The sequence below is a fragment of the Arthrobacter sp. BE255 genome, from assembly GCF_031457335.1.
GTDB lineage: Bacteria > Actinomycetota > Actinomycetes > Actinomycetales > Micrococcaceae > Arthrobacter.
Map to the genome: position 1 here is coordinate 1 of NZ_JAVDWK010000021.1, position 13,683 is coordinate 13,683.

A 13,683-nucleotide genomic window follows, 5' to 3' on the forward strand; every position below is an offset into this window, starting at 1 on the left:
ACACCCTCTTCGCCATGCTCCGCGATGGCAGCCTCTACCACCCCAAAACACCCCAAACCCCTTGACGAACAACATAGGGACACTCTCACTTCCTGTCGGTTTTTCCGGGACGCTCTATCACTTCCTGCGGGTTCAGGCCGTGGCGCGGCGCCCGGGAAAGGCGGTCCGCAGCTGGGCCCGGAACGTCTGCGGGCTGCGGCGGTTGACAGCGATGACGGCGAACAGGCCGGTCAGCAGCACGATGGCTCCGGCCGCGGCCACCGACCAGCGGGCGCCGAATTCCGTGCCGATCCACCCCAGCAGCGGCGCCCCTACAGCAGTCCCGCCCTGCAGGATGGCGAGGTAGAGGGCTAACACCCGCCCGCGGAACTGCGGCTCCACGGAGAGCTGGATGGTGGTGTTGCAGCTGTTCAGGAACGTGATGCAGGCCAGGCCCAGCGGCATCAGTACGGCGGCATAGAGCCAGAATGACGGCGTCGCGCTGGCCAGCAGCGAAAAGATGCCCACTCCGATGGCTCCGCCCAGGAGGTAGCGCAGCCGCGGGCCGGACCTGCGGGCGGCGAGCAGGGCGCCGGTGAGCGTCCCGACGGCCATGATGGAACCGAGAAGGCCGAATTCCCCCGGGCCTGCCCTGAATTCCACGGTGGCCATCAGCGCGTTGGTGATGGCGAAGTTCATCCCGAACGCCCCGATGACGCTCACCATGACGAGGATGAGCACCAGGTCGGGCCGCTGCCGCACGTAGCCCAGGCCATCCATCACCGGGTGCTTGCTGCGCGCTGCCGGGGTGGACAGGGTCAATTCAGTGGTGCGGATCCGGAGCAGCGAGATGATGACGCCTGCGAAGCTGACGGCGTTGAGCAGGAAGACCGGTCCTGTTCCCACGCAGGCGATGAGAACGCCGGCGATGGCGGGGCCGGTGAGCCGGGCGGTGTTGAAGGACGCGGAGTTCAAGGACACGGCATTGGTGATGTGTTCGCGCCCCACGAGTTCGGAGACGAAGGCCTGGCGGGTGGGAGCGTCAATGGCGCTGGCCAGGCCGAGACACAGCGCGGCCAGGTAGGCGTGCCACAGCTGGGCGTTGCCGGTCACCACCAGGAGTCCGATGGCAAGCCCGCAGAGGCCCATGGCCACCTGGGTCCACAGCAGGATCACGCGCTTGCGGTACCGGTCCGCGAGGACGCCCCCGTAGGGACCCAGGAGCAGGCTGGGCAGGAACTGCAGCCCGGTGGTGATGCCGACGGCGGTGCCGGAGTGGTCGGTGAGGACTGTCAGCACCAGCCAGTCCTGCGCGATCCGCTGCATCCAGGTGCCGACGTTGGAGACGAGCGCCCCGCCCGCCCAAATCCGGTAATTGCGGTTCTCAAGTGCCCGGAACATCGCGCTCATCGGGCGCTCATCTCCTGCATGATGTGCGCGGCCCGGCTCAGGACCAGGCGGTCCTCTTCGCTGAGCCCGGCAACGCGGTGGGCCAGCCACGCGGTGCGCTGGCTGCGGGCCTCGGCCAGCACGGTCTCGCCGGCCGGCGTGATCCGTACCTGGATCTGGCGGCCGTCCTCCGGATGGGGGGACCGTGACACGAACCCCTGCTCCGTGAGTGCGTTGACAATCCGGGTCATCGACGGCGCCTGCACGTGCTCGCTTTCCGCCAGTTCGCGGAGTGTCTGGGATCCGGTGCGCAGGTGAGCCAGAACCGTGTACTGGCCCGGCGTGATGACATCGCCGGTTGCCTCGATGCGCAGGCGGCGGGATGTTCGCATCACGGCGGTGCGAAGGTCGATCGCCAGGATGTCCGGCTGGATGCTGTCCGCGGACTCGTGGTCCGTTTCTGTGGTGGTGGTCATTGGGGTTCGGTGTCCTCCCGCAGATACTTAGCACTGCTAATTAGCTCTGCTAACCATTATGCTCCCGCCTAGCCTCCGGAGGCAACAAATGTCCCGCACCTCACACCGCCTGTTCGCTGAGGCCACAGGTATGGACTCCAAAATGGGGCACTTCGACACGGACTCGCCGGCCGCCGTCGTTATGTCCGACGCCGACACCACCAAAGTGCCCCGCGACGGACGCCTATTCCGCCAACAGAGCTGGCCACTCGGCTACTGCCCGGCCTTGACCTTCCGCCAGCCGCCGGCGCGGTTGTTGGCGATGATCGCCCGGAACATCTCCACCAGCGCATCCTCGTTGATGGCCTCGCCCTCATGGTAGGAAATCATGCGGCCGGTCTTGTTGCCATGCCCCGCCGTGATGATGTTGTGCGGGTCCGGGGTGATGCCGCCGTCGTACAGGAAGACGTTGACGTGGTCCTTCGCCGCGAGGAGGGCAATGACGTTGCCCTGCAGGACGAAGTACGGCTGGACGGTCCGCTTGATGGTTTCCTCGACCTCGGGGTCGGCGGCATGGACCAGGTCGCGGACCTGGTGGCAGATGTCCTGCTGCCATACCGGGAGTGCGTCGATGTACTGGTCAACGCGGGGGTCTTTGACGTAATCCATGGCTTCAAGGCACCTTTCGCCCTGCCCTTTTCGATGATCGAGCCTGTCGAAACTCTAGGTGCTCGCAGGCGCCAACAGAATGGGCAGGAATACAATGGGCGCCATGGGTGCCGTTGATGATTCCCTGGCCGATCTGCCCGAGCTTGAGCGTGGCTCCCTTCAGCGCGTGATCAGCATTGCCCGGACCATCGTGCCGGAAGCCGAGGAAGGGATGAGCTACGGGATGCCTGCCCTGAAGCTGGACGGCAAGCCGCTCATCGGCGTCGTGGCGGCGGCCAAGCACCTCTCCGTCTTCCCGTTCTCGCCCGCGGTGATTGACGCCGTCGCCGGCCGGCTGGAGGGATACTCGCTGTCGAAGGGCACCATCCGCTTCACCCCGGACCACCCGCTTCCCGACGACGTCCTGGAGGACATCATCCGGCTGCGCCGCGCGGAGATCCGGAAGTAGGGCCAACCGCGAGTCAGATGGTCCGGTACGTAGCGATCACGACGCCGGTGGTCGTCGTCACGCTGTTGGTGAGCCGGAGTCCCGACTCCGGGCCGTCCGGGAACAGCCGGCGGCCTGTCCCCAGGATCAGCGGGTGGATGAGCAGCACGTACTCGTCGATGAGGTGCCTGCCCCGCAGTGACTGGATCAGTTCGCCGCTGCCCAGAATGGCGATGTCCGGCCCCGGCTGCTCCTTGAGGCTGGCCAGCGCGTCGGCAGCATCACCCTGAAGCAGCGTGGAGTTCTTCCAGGGCAGAGGTTCGGTGAGCGTCGTTGAGGCAACGTATTTCTGGACGTTGTCCAGGAGATCGGTGAAGGGGTTGTCCGTTTGGCGGGGCCAGTAGCCGGCGAAGTCCTCGTACGTGCGCCGCCCCAACAGCAGGGCGCCTGTCTGGGACATGCCCTCGCCCATGACGCGTCCCATGACCTCGTCGTTGTACGGCAAGGCCCAGCCGCCGCGCTCGAAGCCTCCTCGGGTATCCTCATCGAACCGCCCGGGCGCCTGCATGACGCCGTCGAGGGACACGTTGTTGGTGACGCTGACTTTTCTCATGGTGGAATCCTTAGTCGCCCCAGCGCTGATGGGTGAGGCCTTCATTATCCCGCGGCTATCCGGCGAAGGGGCACCCGTGCAAGCATGGGATTCAGCCCAAAACAGCGCACCGAAAGGGGACCCGATGAAGTCGAACGAACTCCTGCTGGACGCCTTCGGCCGGATCCGGGAGACCGTGGAATCCACGCTTGAAGGGCTCGACGACGCGTCCCTGGTCCGCCGCCCGGCCGGCACCGGGAACTCCATTGCGTGGCTGATCTGGCACCTGAGCCGGGTGGAGGACGCTCAGGTGGGCTCCGCCGCCGGCGTCGAACAGGTCTGGACGGCGCAGGGATTCGTGGCCCGCTTCGACCTGCCCCTGCGCGCACGCGACACCGGCTACGGCCATTCCACTGAGCAGGTGGATGCCGTCAGGGCCAGTCCGGACCTCCTCCTCGAGTACTACGACGCCGTCCACCGGCAGACCGTGGCATTCCTCCGGACCCTCGACGACGGCGACCTGGACCGGGTTGTCGACACGCGCTGGGACCCGCCCGTCACCGTCGGGGTGCGGCTGGTCAGCACCATTGCCGACTGCCTGCAGCACGTGGGGCAGGCCGCCTACGCCAAAGGCCTGAAGCCCGCGCAAGGCGGGTAGGAACTCCCTATTTCCGTGGCCGCGATTCGGTTCCATAATGGCCACATAAGCATCGGGGACCCTTGCGCTTTGTGATGGCTGGCGCGGCGTGCAGGGTCCCAGGTGGCCGCCCCGGCTTTTGGCGCAACGGGCGGCCACGCGGCCCCGGACAAGGACGTTCCGGGACCGCAACCGGGGGAGAGCACCGCCACCAACGCAAGGAAATGGCACAGAAGGAAATCATCATGCTCAAGGATTTGGAGATCATGGCTGTCCTCGCGGCGAAGGACATCAGCAGGGCGAAGGATTTCTACAGGGACAAGCTGGGACTCGAACCTTCCGAATCTATGGAAGATGACAGTGTGATGTACCGCTGCGGCAAGGGAACAGGCTTCCTCGTTTACCAGACAGATAATGCAGGCTCGGCCAAGAACACCCAGATGGGCTGGGAAACCGACAACCTCGACCGCGAGATGGAGGAACTGCGGGGCCGCGGCGTCGTCTTTGAAGACTACGACTTCCCCGGTCTGAAGACGGAGAACGGTGTTGCCGACAATGACTGGGGGAGGTCAGCCTGGTTCCTGGACAGCGAGGGGAACATTCTGAACATCTCCCAGCGCAAGTAGGCCTCGACCACAAGCCCGCGCGAGCAGCGCGCCCGCGCGGGCTTGGCCCTGCAAGGTAAGGACACATGGGCGCCCTCGAACACTCCGTCTGGATCAACGCCCGGCCGGTGGATGTCTGGCGGACGTACGTTGACCCGGCGCGCTTGCCCGAATGGCAGACCGGCTCGCCTGTCATCGCCGATATTGACGGTCCCGGAGACCAGCCTGGCTCCACCTACACGTCAACCCGGGGCCCGGGAACCGCCCGGACCACGGTGCTGTCCGCGGACCCGCCGCACCGGATCGTCACCAGGACGGTGGCCTACTTCGGACTGAAGTTCGACGTCGACACGCGCCTTCTGCCCGAAGCCGACGGCACCCGGCTGCGGCTTCGGGCAGAAACACACTGGCCCCGCGGGCTGGGCCTGGTGGGCAGGCTAGTTGAACGCGCCATTCTCAGCGGCTCAGAGGCGCGCAAGGAGCTCGCCAACCTCAAGGCCCTCGTCGAGCGGGAAGCTTAATCGAGGGAGGCTGGCGCAGGGAGTTCGCTGGCGGCCGTCGCGGCCCAGCTGGCGAGCAGTTTCAGGCGTTCGTCGCTGGCCGAGCCGGGCTCGGCGGTGTAGGCGAACATTGTCCAGCCGGGGTTGGCCGGCAGTTCCATCGCTTCGTAGCTGAGTTCGAGGTCCCCGACGACGGGATGGTGCATGCGCTTGAGCCCGGTCCGGTGGAATCGGACGTTGTGGGCGGCCCAGCGCGTGCGGAATTCCTCGCTCCGGGTAGCGAGCTCCCCGACCAGGTCCGAGAGGCTGCGGTCATGGGGCGTCCGGCCGGCGGAACCGCGCAGGACTGCGACGACGTCGTTGGCGTTCTGTTCCCAGTCCGGGAAGAAGGTGGGTGCTTCAGGGTTGAGGAACATAAAACGGGCGGTGTTGGCCGGCTGGACGTGGTCGGCGAGGACGGGGGCGTAGAGGGCGCGGCCCAGCACATTGGCGGCGATGAAGTCCATCCGCTCGTTGCGCACCCAGGTGGGGGCGCCCGTGACGGCGTCCAGGAACCGCTGCAGGCTGGGCCGCAGCTCCTGCGGCTTGGCTGCCCGCTTGCGGCGGGCGGGTCCGGGCTGGGCTGCGCGGGCGAGGGCAAAAAGATGTGCCGTTTCGGCTTCGTCCAGCCGCAGGGCGTGGGCGATGGATTCGAGCACTTCATCCGAGACGCCGGAGAGGTTGCCGCGTTCGAGCCGGGCGTAGTAGTCCACGCTGACGGCGGCCAGCGTGGCCACTTCTTCCCGCCGCAGGCCCGGTACGCGCCGGTTGCCGCCGACGATCAGGTTCACCTGGTCGGGGGAGACCTTTGCCCGCCGGGAACGGAGGAACTCGCTCACATCATTTCGACTGTCCATGCTTTCAGGCTACGGCTGGCGACGGAGCAGCGGGAGGGACTGTCAGTACACCCCAGCCTGCCGCGACGGCCGCTGAAGGGTGGCCTGCCAGTACATGGAACAACAGGCACTGCCGCGGTTTATCCCGGAGTGGTGGGCTTGCTCCATGAACACCACCACAGCCGTGCCGCCCACCCGGGTCCGTCCCGCGGCGATCCTGGCGATCATCCTCGTCGCCTACTTCATGATCATTCTGGACGCCTCGATCATCTTCACCGGCTTGCCCAGGCTCCATGCGGAGCTGGGCCTTTCCACCACCGGGCTGTCCTGGGTGCAGAACGCCTACACGCTGGCCTTCGGCGGCCTGCTGCTGCTCGGCGCCCGCCTCGGCGACATTCTGGGCCGGCGCACAGTGTTCATCGCCGGCCTCACCGTTTTCGCCGTCGCATCCCTGCTGATCGGCCTCGCCCCCAACGAAGCATGGCTGATCGCCGCCAGGGCGCTCCAGGGAGTCGGCGCGGCCGTCGTCGCGCCCTCCTCGCTCTCCTTGCTGACGGCCACGTTCAACGCCGGCAGGGAACGGACCCGCGCCGTGGCAGCCTACGGCGCGGTGGCCGGCATCGGCGCCAGCCTCGGCCTGGTGGTCGGCGGCGCCCTGGCCGAATGGGTGTCGTGGCGGGCCGGGTTCTTCGTCAATGTGCCCATCGGCGCCGCCATGATCTTCGCTGCAGTCAAAACCATCCCTGAGTCCCAGCGGGCTACGGGCCGCTTCGACATCATCGGGGCCCTGTGCTCCACCCTGGGCATGGGCGCCCTCGTCTTCGCGATCGTCAACTCCACCGACGCCGGCTGGGCCGCCCCGGAAACCGTTACGGCCCTCGCCGCAGCCGCGGTGCTGCTGACCGTGCTGGTCATCAACGAAGGCACAGCGAAGCAGCCCATCATGCCGCTGCACCTGTTCGCCAGCCGGGAACGCGCGGGCGCCTACGCCGCACGGCTTCTCTTCGCCGGCACCATGATCGGCTTTTTCTTCTTCACCACCCAGTTCCTGCAGGGCGTCTACGGCTTCAACCCCTTGCAGGCCGGCGTGGCCTTCCTCCCCATGACGGTGGTGAACTTCTTTGTCGCGCTGGCCGTCCCCCGGCTCACGCACCGTTTCGGCAACGCCGCCCTGCTGGCCGCCGGGCTTGCCCTGACCCTTGCCGGCATGGCCTTGCTCAGCACCATCACCGCCGGCACCCCCTATCTTCCCGGCGTCGCGCTGCCCATGGTGCTGATCGGCGTCGGGCAGGGCCTCGGGTTCGCCCCGCTCACCTCCGCCGGCATCGCAGGAGCCAGCGCCAACGACGCCGGAGCCGCCTCCGGACTGGTCAACACCTCACACCAGCTCGGCAGCGCCCTCGGCGTCGGCGTCCTGGTGGCGGTCTCAGCCAACGCGGGTTCACTCGCCGGGACCGCCGCCGTCGCCTACACCGGCGGATCGATCATGCTGGCAGCGGCACTGCTCGTGGCCCTGGTACTCATCGTTCCCGCCGAACAGGCCGCACGCCGCACCGCCCGAACCATGCCCTGACAGGACCTGTTCAGGGGAACCGTTCTGCGGTTACCTGTTCTGCGGTTACCTGAACAGTAGGAACCGCCCGTCACTACGAAAGGAAACACCCCATGGCCACCTGGCTCATCACAGGATGCTCCACCGGACTCGGCCGGGCGCTTGCCCAGGCGGTGCTCGCCCACGGGCACAACGCCGTCGTCACCGCCCGGAACCCCGCCACGCTGGAGGACATCGCGGCCGCCTATCCGGACACTGCGCTGGCCCTGCCCCTCGACGTCACCGACCGGGACCAGATCAGCTTGGTGGTGCAGGAGGCCGGGACGCGCTTCGGCGGCGTCGACGTGCTGGTCAACAATGCCGGGTACGGTTACCGCGCGGCGGTGGAGGAAGCGGACGACGCCGACATCCGGCAACTGTTCGACACGAACGTTTTCGGCGCCGTGGACATGATCAAAGCCGTCCTCCCGGGCATGCGTGCGAACAGGTCGGGATCCATCCTGAACATCTCCTCGATCGGGGCGCGAATCACTCCCGCCGGGTCCGGCTACTACTCGGCCACGAAGGCCGCACTTGAGGGCCTGTCCGGCTCGCTGCGCAATGAGCTGAAGCCGCTGGGGATCAACGTCACCGTCGTCGAGCCCGGCGCGTTCCGCACCGACTTCGCCGGCCGTTCACTGACGCAGTCGGCGACGCCGATCGCGGACTACGCGGACACGGCCGGGAAGCGGCGCAAGGAGAACGACACGATGGACGGCACCCAGCCGGGCGACCCGGCCAAGGCCGCGGAAGCCATCCTGACGGTCGTCGAAATCGGAAACCCGCCGTCGCTGCTGGTGCTCGGACAGGACGCGTTCGGCGCCTTCGGCGCCGTCGCGGAGGCAGAACGCGCCGATCTGGACCGGTGGCGCGACCTCAGCGTCAGCACCGGAATCGAGGACTAGCGGCGGCGCCCCCGGCCTGCCGGGGACCCGACGTCGCTCAGTGCTTCGACAGGGACTCGGGCAGCAGCCCGAGCTGTCCCAGGAACTCCATCTGGTCGAAGTAGAAGTGGTGGCTGGTGATTTCGCCGTTCTCCACCCGGGCGACGTCGCAGCTTCTGACCCTGACCTCCCGGCCGCTGGGCGGCAGGTTTTCGCCGGTGGGCAGGCTCAGCGGCCCGGTATGCGTTCCGACGATGATGCCCTCATCGATCGCCACGTCGCCGGCCTCATGCCTGTCCGCATACTCGTACCTGACGTCCGGCAAGGCCACCCAGAACTCGAAAAGGTAGTTGCTGATGGCATCACGGCCCCTGATCTCGCCCTGGTCGGGGGTGAATGCCACGGCGTCAGCGGCGTAGCACTTCGTCAGGGTGTCCTTGTCTTTTTCCCCCATGGCCGTGGTTAGCCGGTCCATGACCTCGCGTGCCTGTCCCATTGCGACCTCCATTATTGAGCGGCGGCCACACGGAAGCGCGGGCCGCTTCGTGGTTTTTGGCCCGCTGGTGCATGGGCCAGTTTAAGTACACGTCCGGCGCGGAGGGGCTGTCAACGAGCGGGGCTACCCTGCTTAACAGCCGGGGGCCGAGGTGCACATCACAAACTCGTCCTTGTGGTGTCCGGGTCCCCGGGCCACTCTGTAGGTGTGGGCCCCGTTCCTCTAAGAAAGCGACGGCGGACGCCCCCTGAGGACGCCCGGACATCGCTGGAAAGGCAGCCATGAACGGCGACATAGAGCTGGAACTTGCAGCCGGTTCGGAGCCGGGCGAGTACTCCGTACGCGTGGTCCAGGCTCCGGCGGGCGGCAACGCCTCCGGTGTCTTCCGGCTTGATGTGGACGGCATCCTGGAGCGCCGGACCGAGCTGGAATCCACGGTCCTGGCCTCGGCGGTGGCGGCCCGCCGGACCACCCCCGTCGCTGAGCTTCCCGTCCGCGGAGTGGGCCAGCAGCTGTTCCAGGCATTGTTCACACGGGAGGTCTACGGCACCTATCGTGCAAGCCTGGGTGCGGCGCAGCATAGCGGCCAGCAGCTGCGGGTGGTGCTGCGTCTGGCGGCGCCGGAACTCGCGGCGCTCCCGTGGGAAATGCTGTTTGACCCGGAGACGGAAACTTACCTGTGCCAGACCGAACCGCTCCTGCGGCACATTCCGGCACCGGACTACAACCTGAAACCCCTGGAGATCGTGCCGCCGCTGCGCATCCTTGGGCTGGTCGCGGCTCCCCGGGACCTGCCGTCGCTGGATGGGGAGGCCGAAAAGCGGCACCTCGCCGCCGCCCTCGATGGTCCCATTTCCGAGGGCCGGATCGAGCTGGTCTGGGCGCCAGGCGGAACGTGGGAGGACATTCAGTCCAGCCTGCTGGCGGGCCCGTGGCACGTTGTCCACTTCATCGGGCACGGAGACTACGATTCGCGCAGCGACGAGGGGCGCATTGCCCTTGTCGGTGCGGACGGCCGCGCCGCCATGGTGCGCGCCATCCGTCTTATGGCCCTGCTGAGTGTTGCCGCGCCCCGGCCCCGGCTGGTGGTCCTGAACTCGTGTTCGTCGGGCGAGTCAGGACAGAAGGACCTGTTCTCCGGTACCGCATCGACTCTGGTCCGCAGCGGCATCAGCGCAGTGGCCGCCATGCAGTTCGCCATCAGTGACGTCGCCGCGATCGCCTTTGCACAGGGCTTTTACGCCGCCATCGCCAGCGGCCGCGGCGTGGACGAAGCAGCCCGGATCGGCCGTATTTCCGTGATGGCCAGCCCGGACGGAACCCTGGAGTGGGTCACGCCGGCACTCTACGTCAGGGGCGGATCCACGCAGCTGTTCACCCTGTCGGCCCCGCCGAAGCCGCCCGCCCGTCAGCAGGCGGGCCAGGAACCGGAAGGCCAGCAACACCGGCTGGACGAGCTTCCGGACCGGCTGCAGGACGATGCCCGTGAGCATGCCCGGCTCAGGTCGCGGCAGGCCCAGCTGCACGCGCTCTACGTCCAGGCCTCCGCAGAGCTGCGGGCCAAGCACTACGGTTTGGTCCTTGAGCTCCTTGATGACCTGCTGACCCTCGATCCCGATTACCGCGACGCCGCAGCACTCCGCCTCTCGGCGGCACAACGCCAGGAGCGCGCCGAAGCATATGAGCGGGCCGTCGAAGCCGAGGATGCAGAGGACTGGTCCACCGCCATCAGCGAATTTTCCAAGCTCCAGGATGACCCTGCCTTTGCCGATGCCCCGGCCCGCAAGGAACGGGCGGAGAAGCGCCAACGGATCGCAGACCTGCAGGCCGAACTCGACTACCATGCCGGGAGCGGCAACTGGCAAGCGGTCTTGGACGTCGCGGCGGAGCTCGAAGCTCTGGATCCGGCCGCCGCGGACCCGGATGGACTGACGACGGCGGCGCGGGGCCACCTTGGAGCCGCGGCGGAACCGCCCGGGAGGCCAGCTAGCCGTACTGACCGACAGTCGCCAGTCCCGCCGTCGCAGGCAATCAGCGGCACGGACCGCCCGTCGCCGGTTCCGCCGTCGCCGCCCGTTAGCCGCTCTGACCGACCGACGCGGGTCCCCAAGACGGAACGGTCCGGCGCCGTCCCGGCGTCGGACCGTCCGTCCGCTGAACCGGCCGAGGAACCGCAGGGCCTGGACTTCCGGCTTCTGGGATCCGGAGGATTACTCCTGGCGATCGCCGGAGGCCTGCTCGCGGTTTTCTACAACTACCTGCTTTGGTATGACGAAAACGACTGGTGGTACAACCGCGGGTCGGGCACCATCCAGTTCATGTACGGGGTATTGGCGCCGGCGGGCTATTCGCTGCTGCTGCTTTCGGGACTCCCTGTCCGGACGGTGCTTGGCCGGACCGCGCTGGGTGTTGCCGTCGGCGCGGAGGCGCTGATGGGGCTTGTGGGGTTCGAAGTCGAGGCCCAGCCGGCGGCACTCGTTTGCAGCTTGGCGCACGCAGTTTTTGGAGCCTGGGCCGGCATTCTGGCCATCCGCGGCGGACGCGCCATGGCGGGGTGGGTGCTGCTGGTCTCCGCCGGATCCCTGCCGCTGGTGTGGGCCGGGCTGGAGGAGTCGGCTGTGATTGGCATCGGCTTTATGGTGCAGGGCATGGTTGTCGCGGCATGCGGCGCCGTTTTCCTGGTGCTGGCGGTGCAGATGAGAAAGGGTCGGTCAGGGCATGACAAGGCTGGTTGAATTCCCCACCGCGGACGGCGGCACCGTCCTCGTGGAAGTTGCTGACGCCCCTGGCAACGTGGTGACCCGGGGCGGGGACAGCCCTACGGGCGTTTTCGCGCGGGCCCAGCAGACCTTCGAGCGGGCCCTCAGCAACGTCCGCCCCGCAGTCCAAGGGGTCATCGACGAGCTTACGAACCTGCCCAACCAACCCGATGAGGTCACCCTCGAATTCGGCCTGGACCTGCACGCCGAGGCCGGAGCCTTCATCGCGGCTGCGAGCACGAGTTCGAATTTCACCATCACGCTCACGTGGAGCCGCAAAGGTGAGGGAGCCGGAGACGGCGGAGCCGAGTAAACGCCCGTGGGATGGGCGGCGTACCGGCGGTAGCCCCCATACATGGCTTGCCGCGAATCTTTGGCATCCACCAGCGATTGTGAAGGACGGGATCATTCCTACGACAGGAACCATCAAGATCGGCTCAAGACTCAATCAAAGTTGCCCGAGGAAAAGCACAGTTTCGGATTTGCCGGCTGCGCGGGAAATAGGCTCCTCAGCAGCAGTAATTTGGCTTAAGCAAAGGGCCCGGCTAATCGCCGGGCCCTTTATTTAATTGGGGGAAATATTGTCGAACTACGGGACCATTTTGGGTCCGGCGCGCAGGAAACCACGCGCCGCAACATTTATCGCCGGAACCAGGCGGACCGCAGCGGCCGTCGCCGTGGCGGTTTCTTTGGGATTTGTTGTCGGGTGCTCCGCAGCGTCGCCGGGGACCACAACGGCGGGGCCGCAGGCCGCCTCATCGGCGACAGGGGCTTCGGCGGCAGCGTCTGAGGCGAGTGCCGGGGCCAACGCCGCGCCGTCGCCGTCGTCCGCCCCGCTGGATCCTGACACCCCCTTTGTTGTGGCGAACGGCGTCAACGTCACGGCACCGAAGACGCAGCCTGCCTTCGCCACCAAGGCGATTGACCTGCTGGCGACGCTGCCCATCAAGGGCCGGGCACCCAAGACCGGATACGACCGCGCGCTGTTCGGGCAGGCGTGGGCGGACGTTGACCGGAACGGCTGCGACACCCGCAATGACATGCTCAAACGTGACCTGACGTCCATCAGGTACACCAACAGCGTCCCCTGCAAGGTGCAGTCCGGAACGCTGGCGGACCCCTACACGGGCACCAACATCAGCTTCCTCCGGGGTGCCGCTACCAGCAGTGCCGTCCAGATCGATCATGTTGTTGCCCTGAGCGACGCGTGGCAGAAGGGCGCGCAGCAGCTGACCGCGGAACAGCGGACGGCGTTCGCCAACGATCCGCTGAACCTCCAGGCGACGGACGGTCCCACCAACATGAAGAAGGGCGACGGCGACGCCGCCACCTGGCTGCCGCCTAACAAGGGCTTCCGGTGCGAGTACGTCGCCCGGCAGATTTCAGTGAAGGCCACGTACAGCCTGTGGGTGACCCAGGCGGAGCATGATGCGATGGCCCGGATCCTGGGTGACTGCGCCGGCCAGCTGGCACCGACCAACGAACAGGCGCCGGTTGCGCCGGCGCCGGCTCCGGCACCTGAGCCCGCGCCCGTGGTGGCAGCTGCACCAGCAGCGCCCGCGCCGGTGGCGGCGGCACCGGCACCAGCCCCGGTTGCTCCCGCCCCTGTTATCCCTGCGCCGGCTCCTGCAGCACCGGCCGCCGCCTACTACGCCAACTGCACGGCTGCCAAGGCAGCCGGCGCGGCCCCGATCTTCGCGGGGCAGGCCGGCTACCGGCCCGCGCTTGACCGCGATTCCGACGGCGTGGCCTGCGAAAGCTGACCACACGACTTGAGAATTATTCACACCTTTTGAATATCCATCACAAACATCCCTGGGGGGAA

The 13,683-nt window shown here is 67.1% G+C and carries 15 protein-coding genes; 9 read left to right on the top strand and 6 right to left on the bottom strand.

Annotated features, from left to right (window positions below; translation table 11 throughout):
- Window positions 1-132: 132 nt before the first annotated feature.
- The 3 genes from J2X42_RS22700 to J2X42_RS22710 form a co-directional block, all read right to left on the bottom strand.
- Entirely contained in the window at window positions 133-1,389 is a 1,257-nt protein-coding gene (locus J2X42_RS22700; protein WP_310168323.1) for an MFS transporter, read from the bottom strand.
- A complete protein-coding gene (locus tag J2X42_RS22705) occupies window positions 1,386-1,844 on the bottom strand; it encodes a MarR family transcriptional regulator (protein ID WP_310168325.1) in 459 nt (152 codons plus the stop codon). Before J2X42_RS22705 ends, J2X42_RS22700 begins: the two co-directional genes overlap by 4 nt.
- Window positions 1,845-2,096: 252 nt before the next feature.
- On the bottom strand, window positions 2,097-2,492 hold the full coding sequence (locus J2X42_RS22710; RefSeq protein WP_310168327.1) for a DUF1801 domain-containing protein: 396 nt from the start codon (window positions 2,490-2,492) through the stop codon (window positions 2,097-2,099).
- A 103-nt stretch (window positions 2,493-2,595) separates the two neighbouring features.
- On the opposite strand from J2X42_RS22710, the gene J2X42_RS22715 reads away from it, so the two are divergent.
- Window positions 2,596-2,940, top strand: coding sequence for a DUF1801 domain-containing protein (locus tag J2X42_RS22715; protein WP_310168329.1), 345 nt, complete (start codon window positions 2,596-2,598; stop codon window positions 2,938-2,940).
- A gap of 13 nt (window positions 2,941-2,953) precedes the next feature.
- Here the strand turns inward: J2X42_RS22715 and J2X42_RS22720 are convergent, their stop codons facing one another.
- Window positions 2,954-3,532, bottom strand: a complete 579-nt coding sequence (locus J2X42_RS22720) for a dihydrofolate reductase family protein (RefSeq protein WP_310168331.1) — start codon at window positions 3,530-3,532, stop codon at window positions 2,954-2,956.
- 124 nt (window positions 3,533-3,656) lie between these two features.
- Between J2X42_RS22720 and J2X42_RS22725 the strand changes: the two genes are divergently transcribed.
- The 3 genes from J2X42_RS22725 to J2X42_RS22735 all read left to right on the top strand — a co-directional run bounded on the left by J2X42_RS22725 (window position 3,657) and on the right by J2X42_RS22735 (window position 5,274).
- Window positions 3,657-4,169, top strand: a complete 513-nt coding sequence (locus J2X42_RS22725) for a mycothiol transferase (RefSeq protein ID WP_310168332.1) — start codon at window positions 3,657-3,659, stop codon at window positions 4,167-4,169.
- A gap of 224 nt (window positions 4,170-4,393) precedes the next feature.
- Entirely contained in the window at window positions 4,394-4,774 is a 381-nt protein-coding gene (locus tag J2X42_RS22730) for a VOC family protein (protein ID WP_310168391.1), read from the top strand.
- A gap of 65 nt (window positions 4,775-4,839) precedes the next feature.
- Window positions 4,840-5,274, top strand: a complete 435-nt coding sequence (locus tag J2X42_RS22735) for an SRPBCC family protein (RefSeq protein WP_310168335.1) — start codon at window positions 4,840-4,842, stop codon at window positions 5,272-5,274.
- On the opposite strand, the gene J2X42_RS22740 is transcribed toward J2X42_RS22735, so the two are convergent.
- Window positions 5,271-6,149 (bottom strand): helix-turn-helix transcriptional regulator, encoded by an 879-nt coding sequence (locus J2X42_RS22740; RefSeq protein ID WP_310168337.1) that lies wholly within the window; start codon window positions 6,147-6,149, stop codon window positions 5,271-5,273. The two genes, J2X42_RS22735 and J2X42_RS22740, sit on opposite strands and share 4 nt — an antisense overlap.
- A gap of 145 nt (window positions 6,150-6,294) precedes the next feature.
- On the opposite strand from J2X42_RS22740, the gene J2X42_RS22745 reads away from it, so the two are divergent.
- Both J2X42_RS22745 and J2X42_RS22750 read left to right on the top strand, forming a co-directional pair.
- The gene (locus J2X42_RS22745; RefSeq protein ID WP_310168339.1) at window positions 6,295-7,701 is read left to right on the top strand and encodes an MFS transporter; all 1,407 of its coding nucleotides are present in this window, start codon (window positions 6,295-6,297) and stop codon (window positions 7,699-7,701) included.
- Between the two features lie 92 nt (window positions 7,702-7,793).
- The gene (locus tag J2X42_RS22750; RefSeq protein WP_310168341.1) at window positions 7,794-8,624 is read left to right on the top strand and encodes an oxidoreductase; all 831 of its coding nucleotides are present in this window, start codon (window positions 7,794-7,796) and stop codon (window positions 8,622-8,624) included.
- A gap of 37 nt (window positions 8,625-8,661) precedes the next feature.
- On the opposite strand, the gene J2X42_RS22755 is transcribed toward J2X42_RS22750, so the two are convergent.
- Entirely contained in the window at window positions 8,662-9,099 is a 438-nt protein-coding gene (locus tag J2X42_RS22755) for a nuclear transport factor 2 family protein (protein ID WP_310168343.1), read from the bottom strand.
- 281 nt (window positions 9,100-9,380) lie between these two features.
- On the opposite strand from J2X42_RS22755, the gene J2X42_RS22760 reads away from it, so the two are divergent.
- The 3 genes from J2X42_RS22760 (at window position 9,381) to J2X42_RS22775 (ending at window position 13,621) form a co-directional block, all read left to right on the top strand.
- Complete coding sequence (locus tag J2X42_RS22760; protein ID WP_310168345.1) at window positions 9,381-11,834, top strand: CHAT domain-containing protein; 2,454 nt, start codon at window positions 9,381-9,383, stop codon at window positions 11,832-11,834.
- Window positions 11,818-12,171 carry a CU044_2847 family protein gene (locus J2X42_RS22765; protein WP_310168347.1) on the top strand — a complete coding sequence of 118 codons (354 nt, stop codon included), beginning with the start codon at window positions 11,818-11,820 and terminating at the stop codon, window positions 12,169-12,171. Before J2X42_RS22760 ends, J2X42_RS22765 begins: the two co-directional genes overlap by 17 nt.
- A 289-nt stretch (window positions 12,172-12,460) precedes the next feature.
- Window positions 12,461-13,621: a DUF1524 domain-containing protein gene (locus tag J2X42_RS22775; protein ID WP_396134136.1), complete on the top strand. Its 1,161-nt coding sequence runs from the start codon at window positions 12,461-12,463 to the stop codon at window positions 13,619-13,621.
- Window positions 13,622-13,683: the final 62 nt, after the last annotated feature.

Bases quoted from the DNA above. Each gene is read 5' to 3' on its own strand.
- J2X42_RS22700 (WP_310168323.1), bottom strand. From the start codon at position 1,389: ATGAGCGCGATGTTCCGGGCACTTGAGAACCGCAATTACCGGATTTGG.
- J2X42_RS22705 (WP_310168325.1), bottom strand. From the start codon at position 1,844: ATGACCACCACCACAGAAACGGACCACGAGTCCGCGGACAGCATCCAG.
- J2X42_RS22710 (WP_310168327.1), bottom strand. From the start codon at position 2,492: ATGGATTACGTCAAAGACCCCCGCGTTGACCAGTACATCGACGCACTC.
- J2X42_RS22715 (WP_310168329.1), top strand. From the start codon at position 2,596: ATGGGTGCCGTTGATGATTCCCTGGCCGATCTGCCCGAGCTTGAGCGT.
- J2X42_RS22720 (WP_310168331.1), bottom strand. From the start codon at position 3,532: ATGAGAAAAGTCAGCGTCACCAACAACGTGTCCCTCGACGGCGTCATG.
- J2X42_RS22725 (WP_310168332.1), top strand. From the start codon at position 3,657: ATGAAGTCGAACGAACTCCTGCTGGACGCCTTCGGCCGGATCCGGGAG.
- J2X42_RS22730 (WP_310168391.1), top strand. From the start codon at position 4,394: ATGCTCAAGGATTTGGAGATCATGGCTGTCCTCGCGGCGAAGGACATC.
- J2X42_RS22735 (WP_310168335.1), top strand. From the start codon at position 4,840: ATGGGCGCCCTCGAACACTCCGTCTGGATCAACGCCCGGCCGGTGGAT.
- J2X42_RS22740 (WP_310168337.1), bottom strand. From the start codon at position 6,149: ATGGACAGTCGAAATGATGTGAGCGAGTTCCTCCGTTCCCGGCGGGCA.
- J2X42_RS22745 (WP_310168339.1), top strand. From the start codon at position 6,295: ATGAACACCACCACAGCCGTGCCGCCCACCCGGGTCCGTCCCGCGGCG.
- J2X42_RS22750 (WP_310168341.1), top strand. From the start codon at position 7,794: ATGGCCACCTGGCTCATCACAGGATGCTCCACCGGACTCGGCCGGGCG.
- J2X42_RS22755 (WP_310168343.1), bottom strand. From the start codon at position 9,099: ATGGGACAGGCACGCGAGGTCATGGACCGGCTAACCACGGCCATGGGG.
- J2X42_RS22760 (WP_310168345.1), top strand. From the start codon at position 9,381: ATGAACGGCGACATAGAGCTGGAACTTGCAGCCGGTTCGGAGCCGGGC.
- J2X42_RS22765 (WP_310168347.1), top strand. From the start codon at position 11,818: ATGACAAGGCTGGTTGAATTCCCCACCGCGGACGGCGGCACCGTCCTC.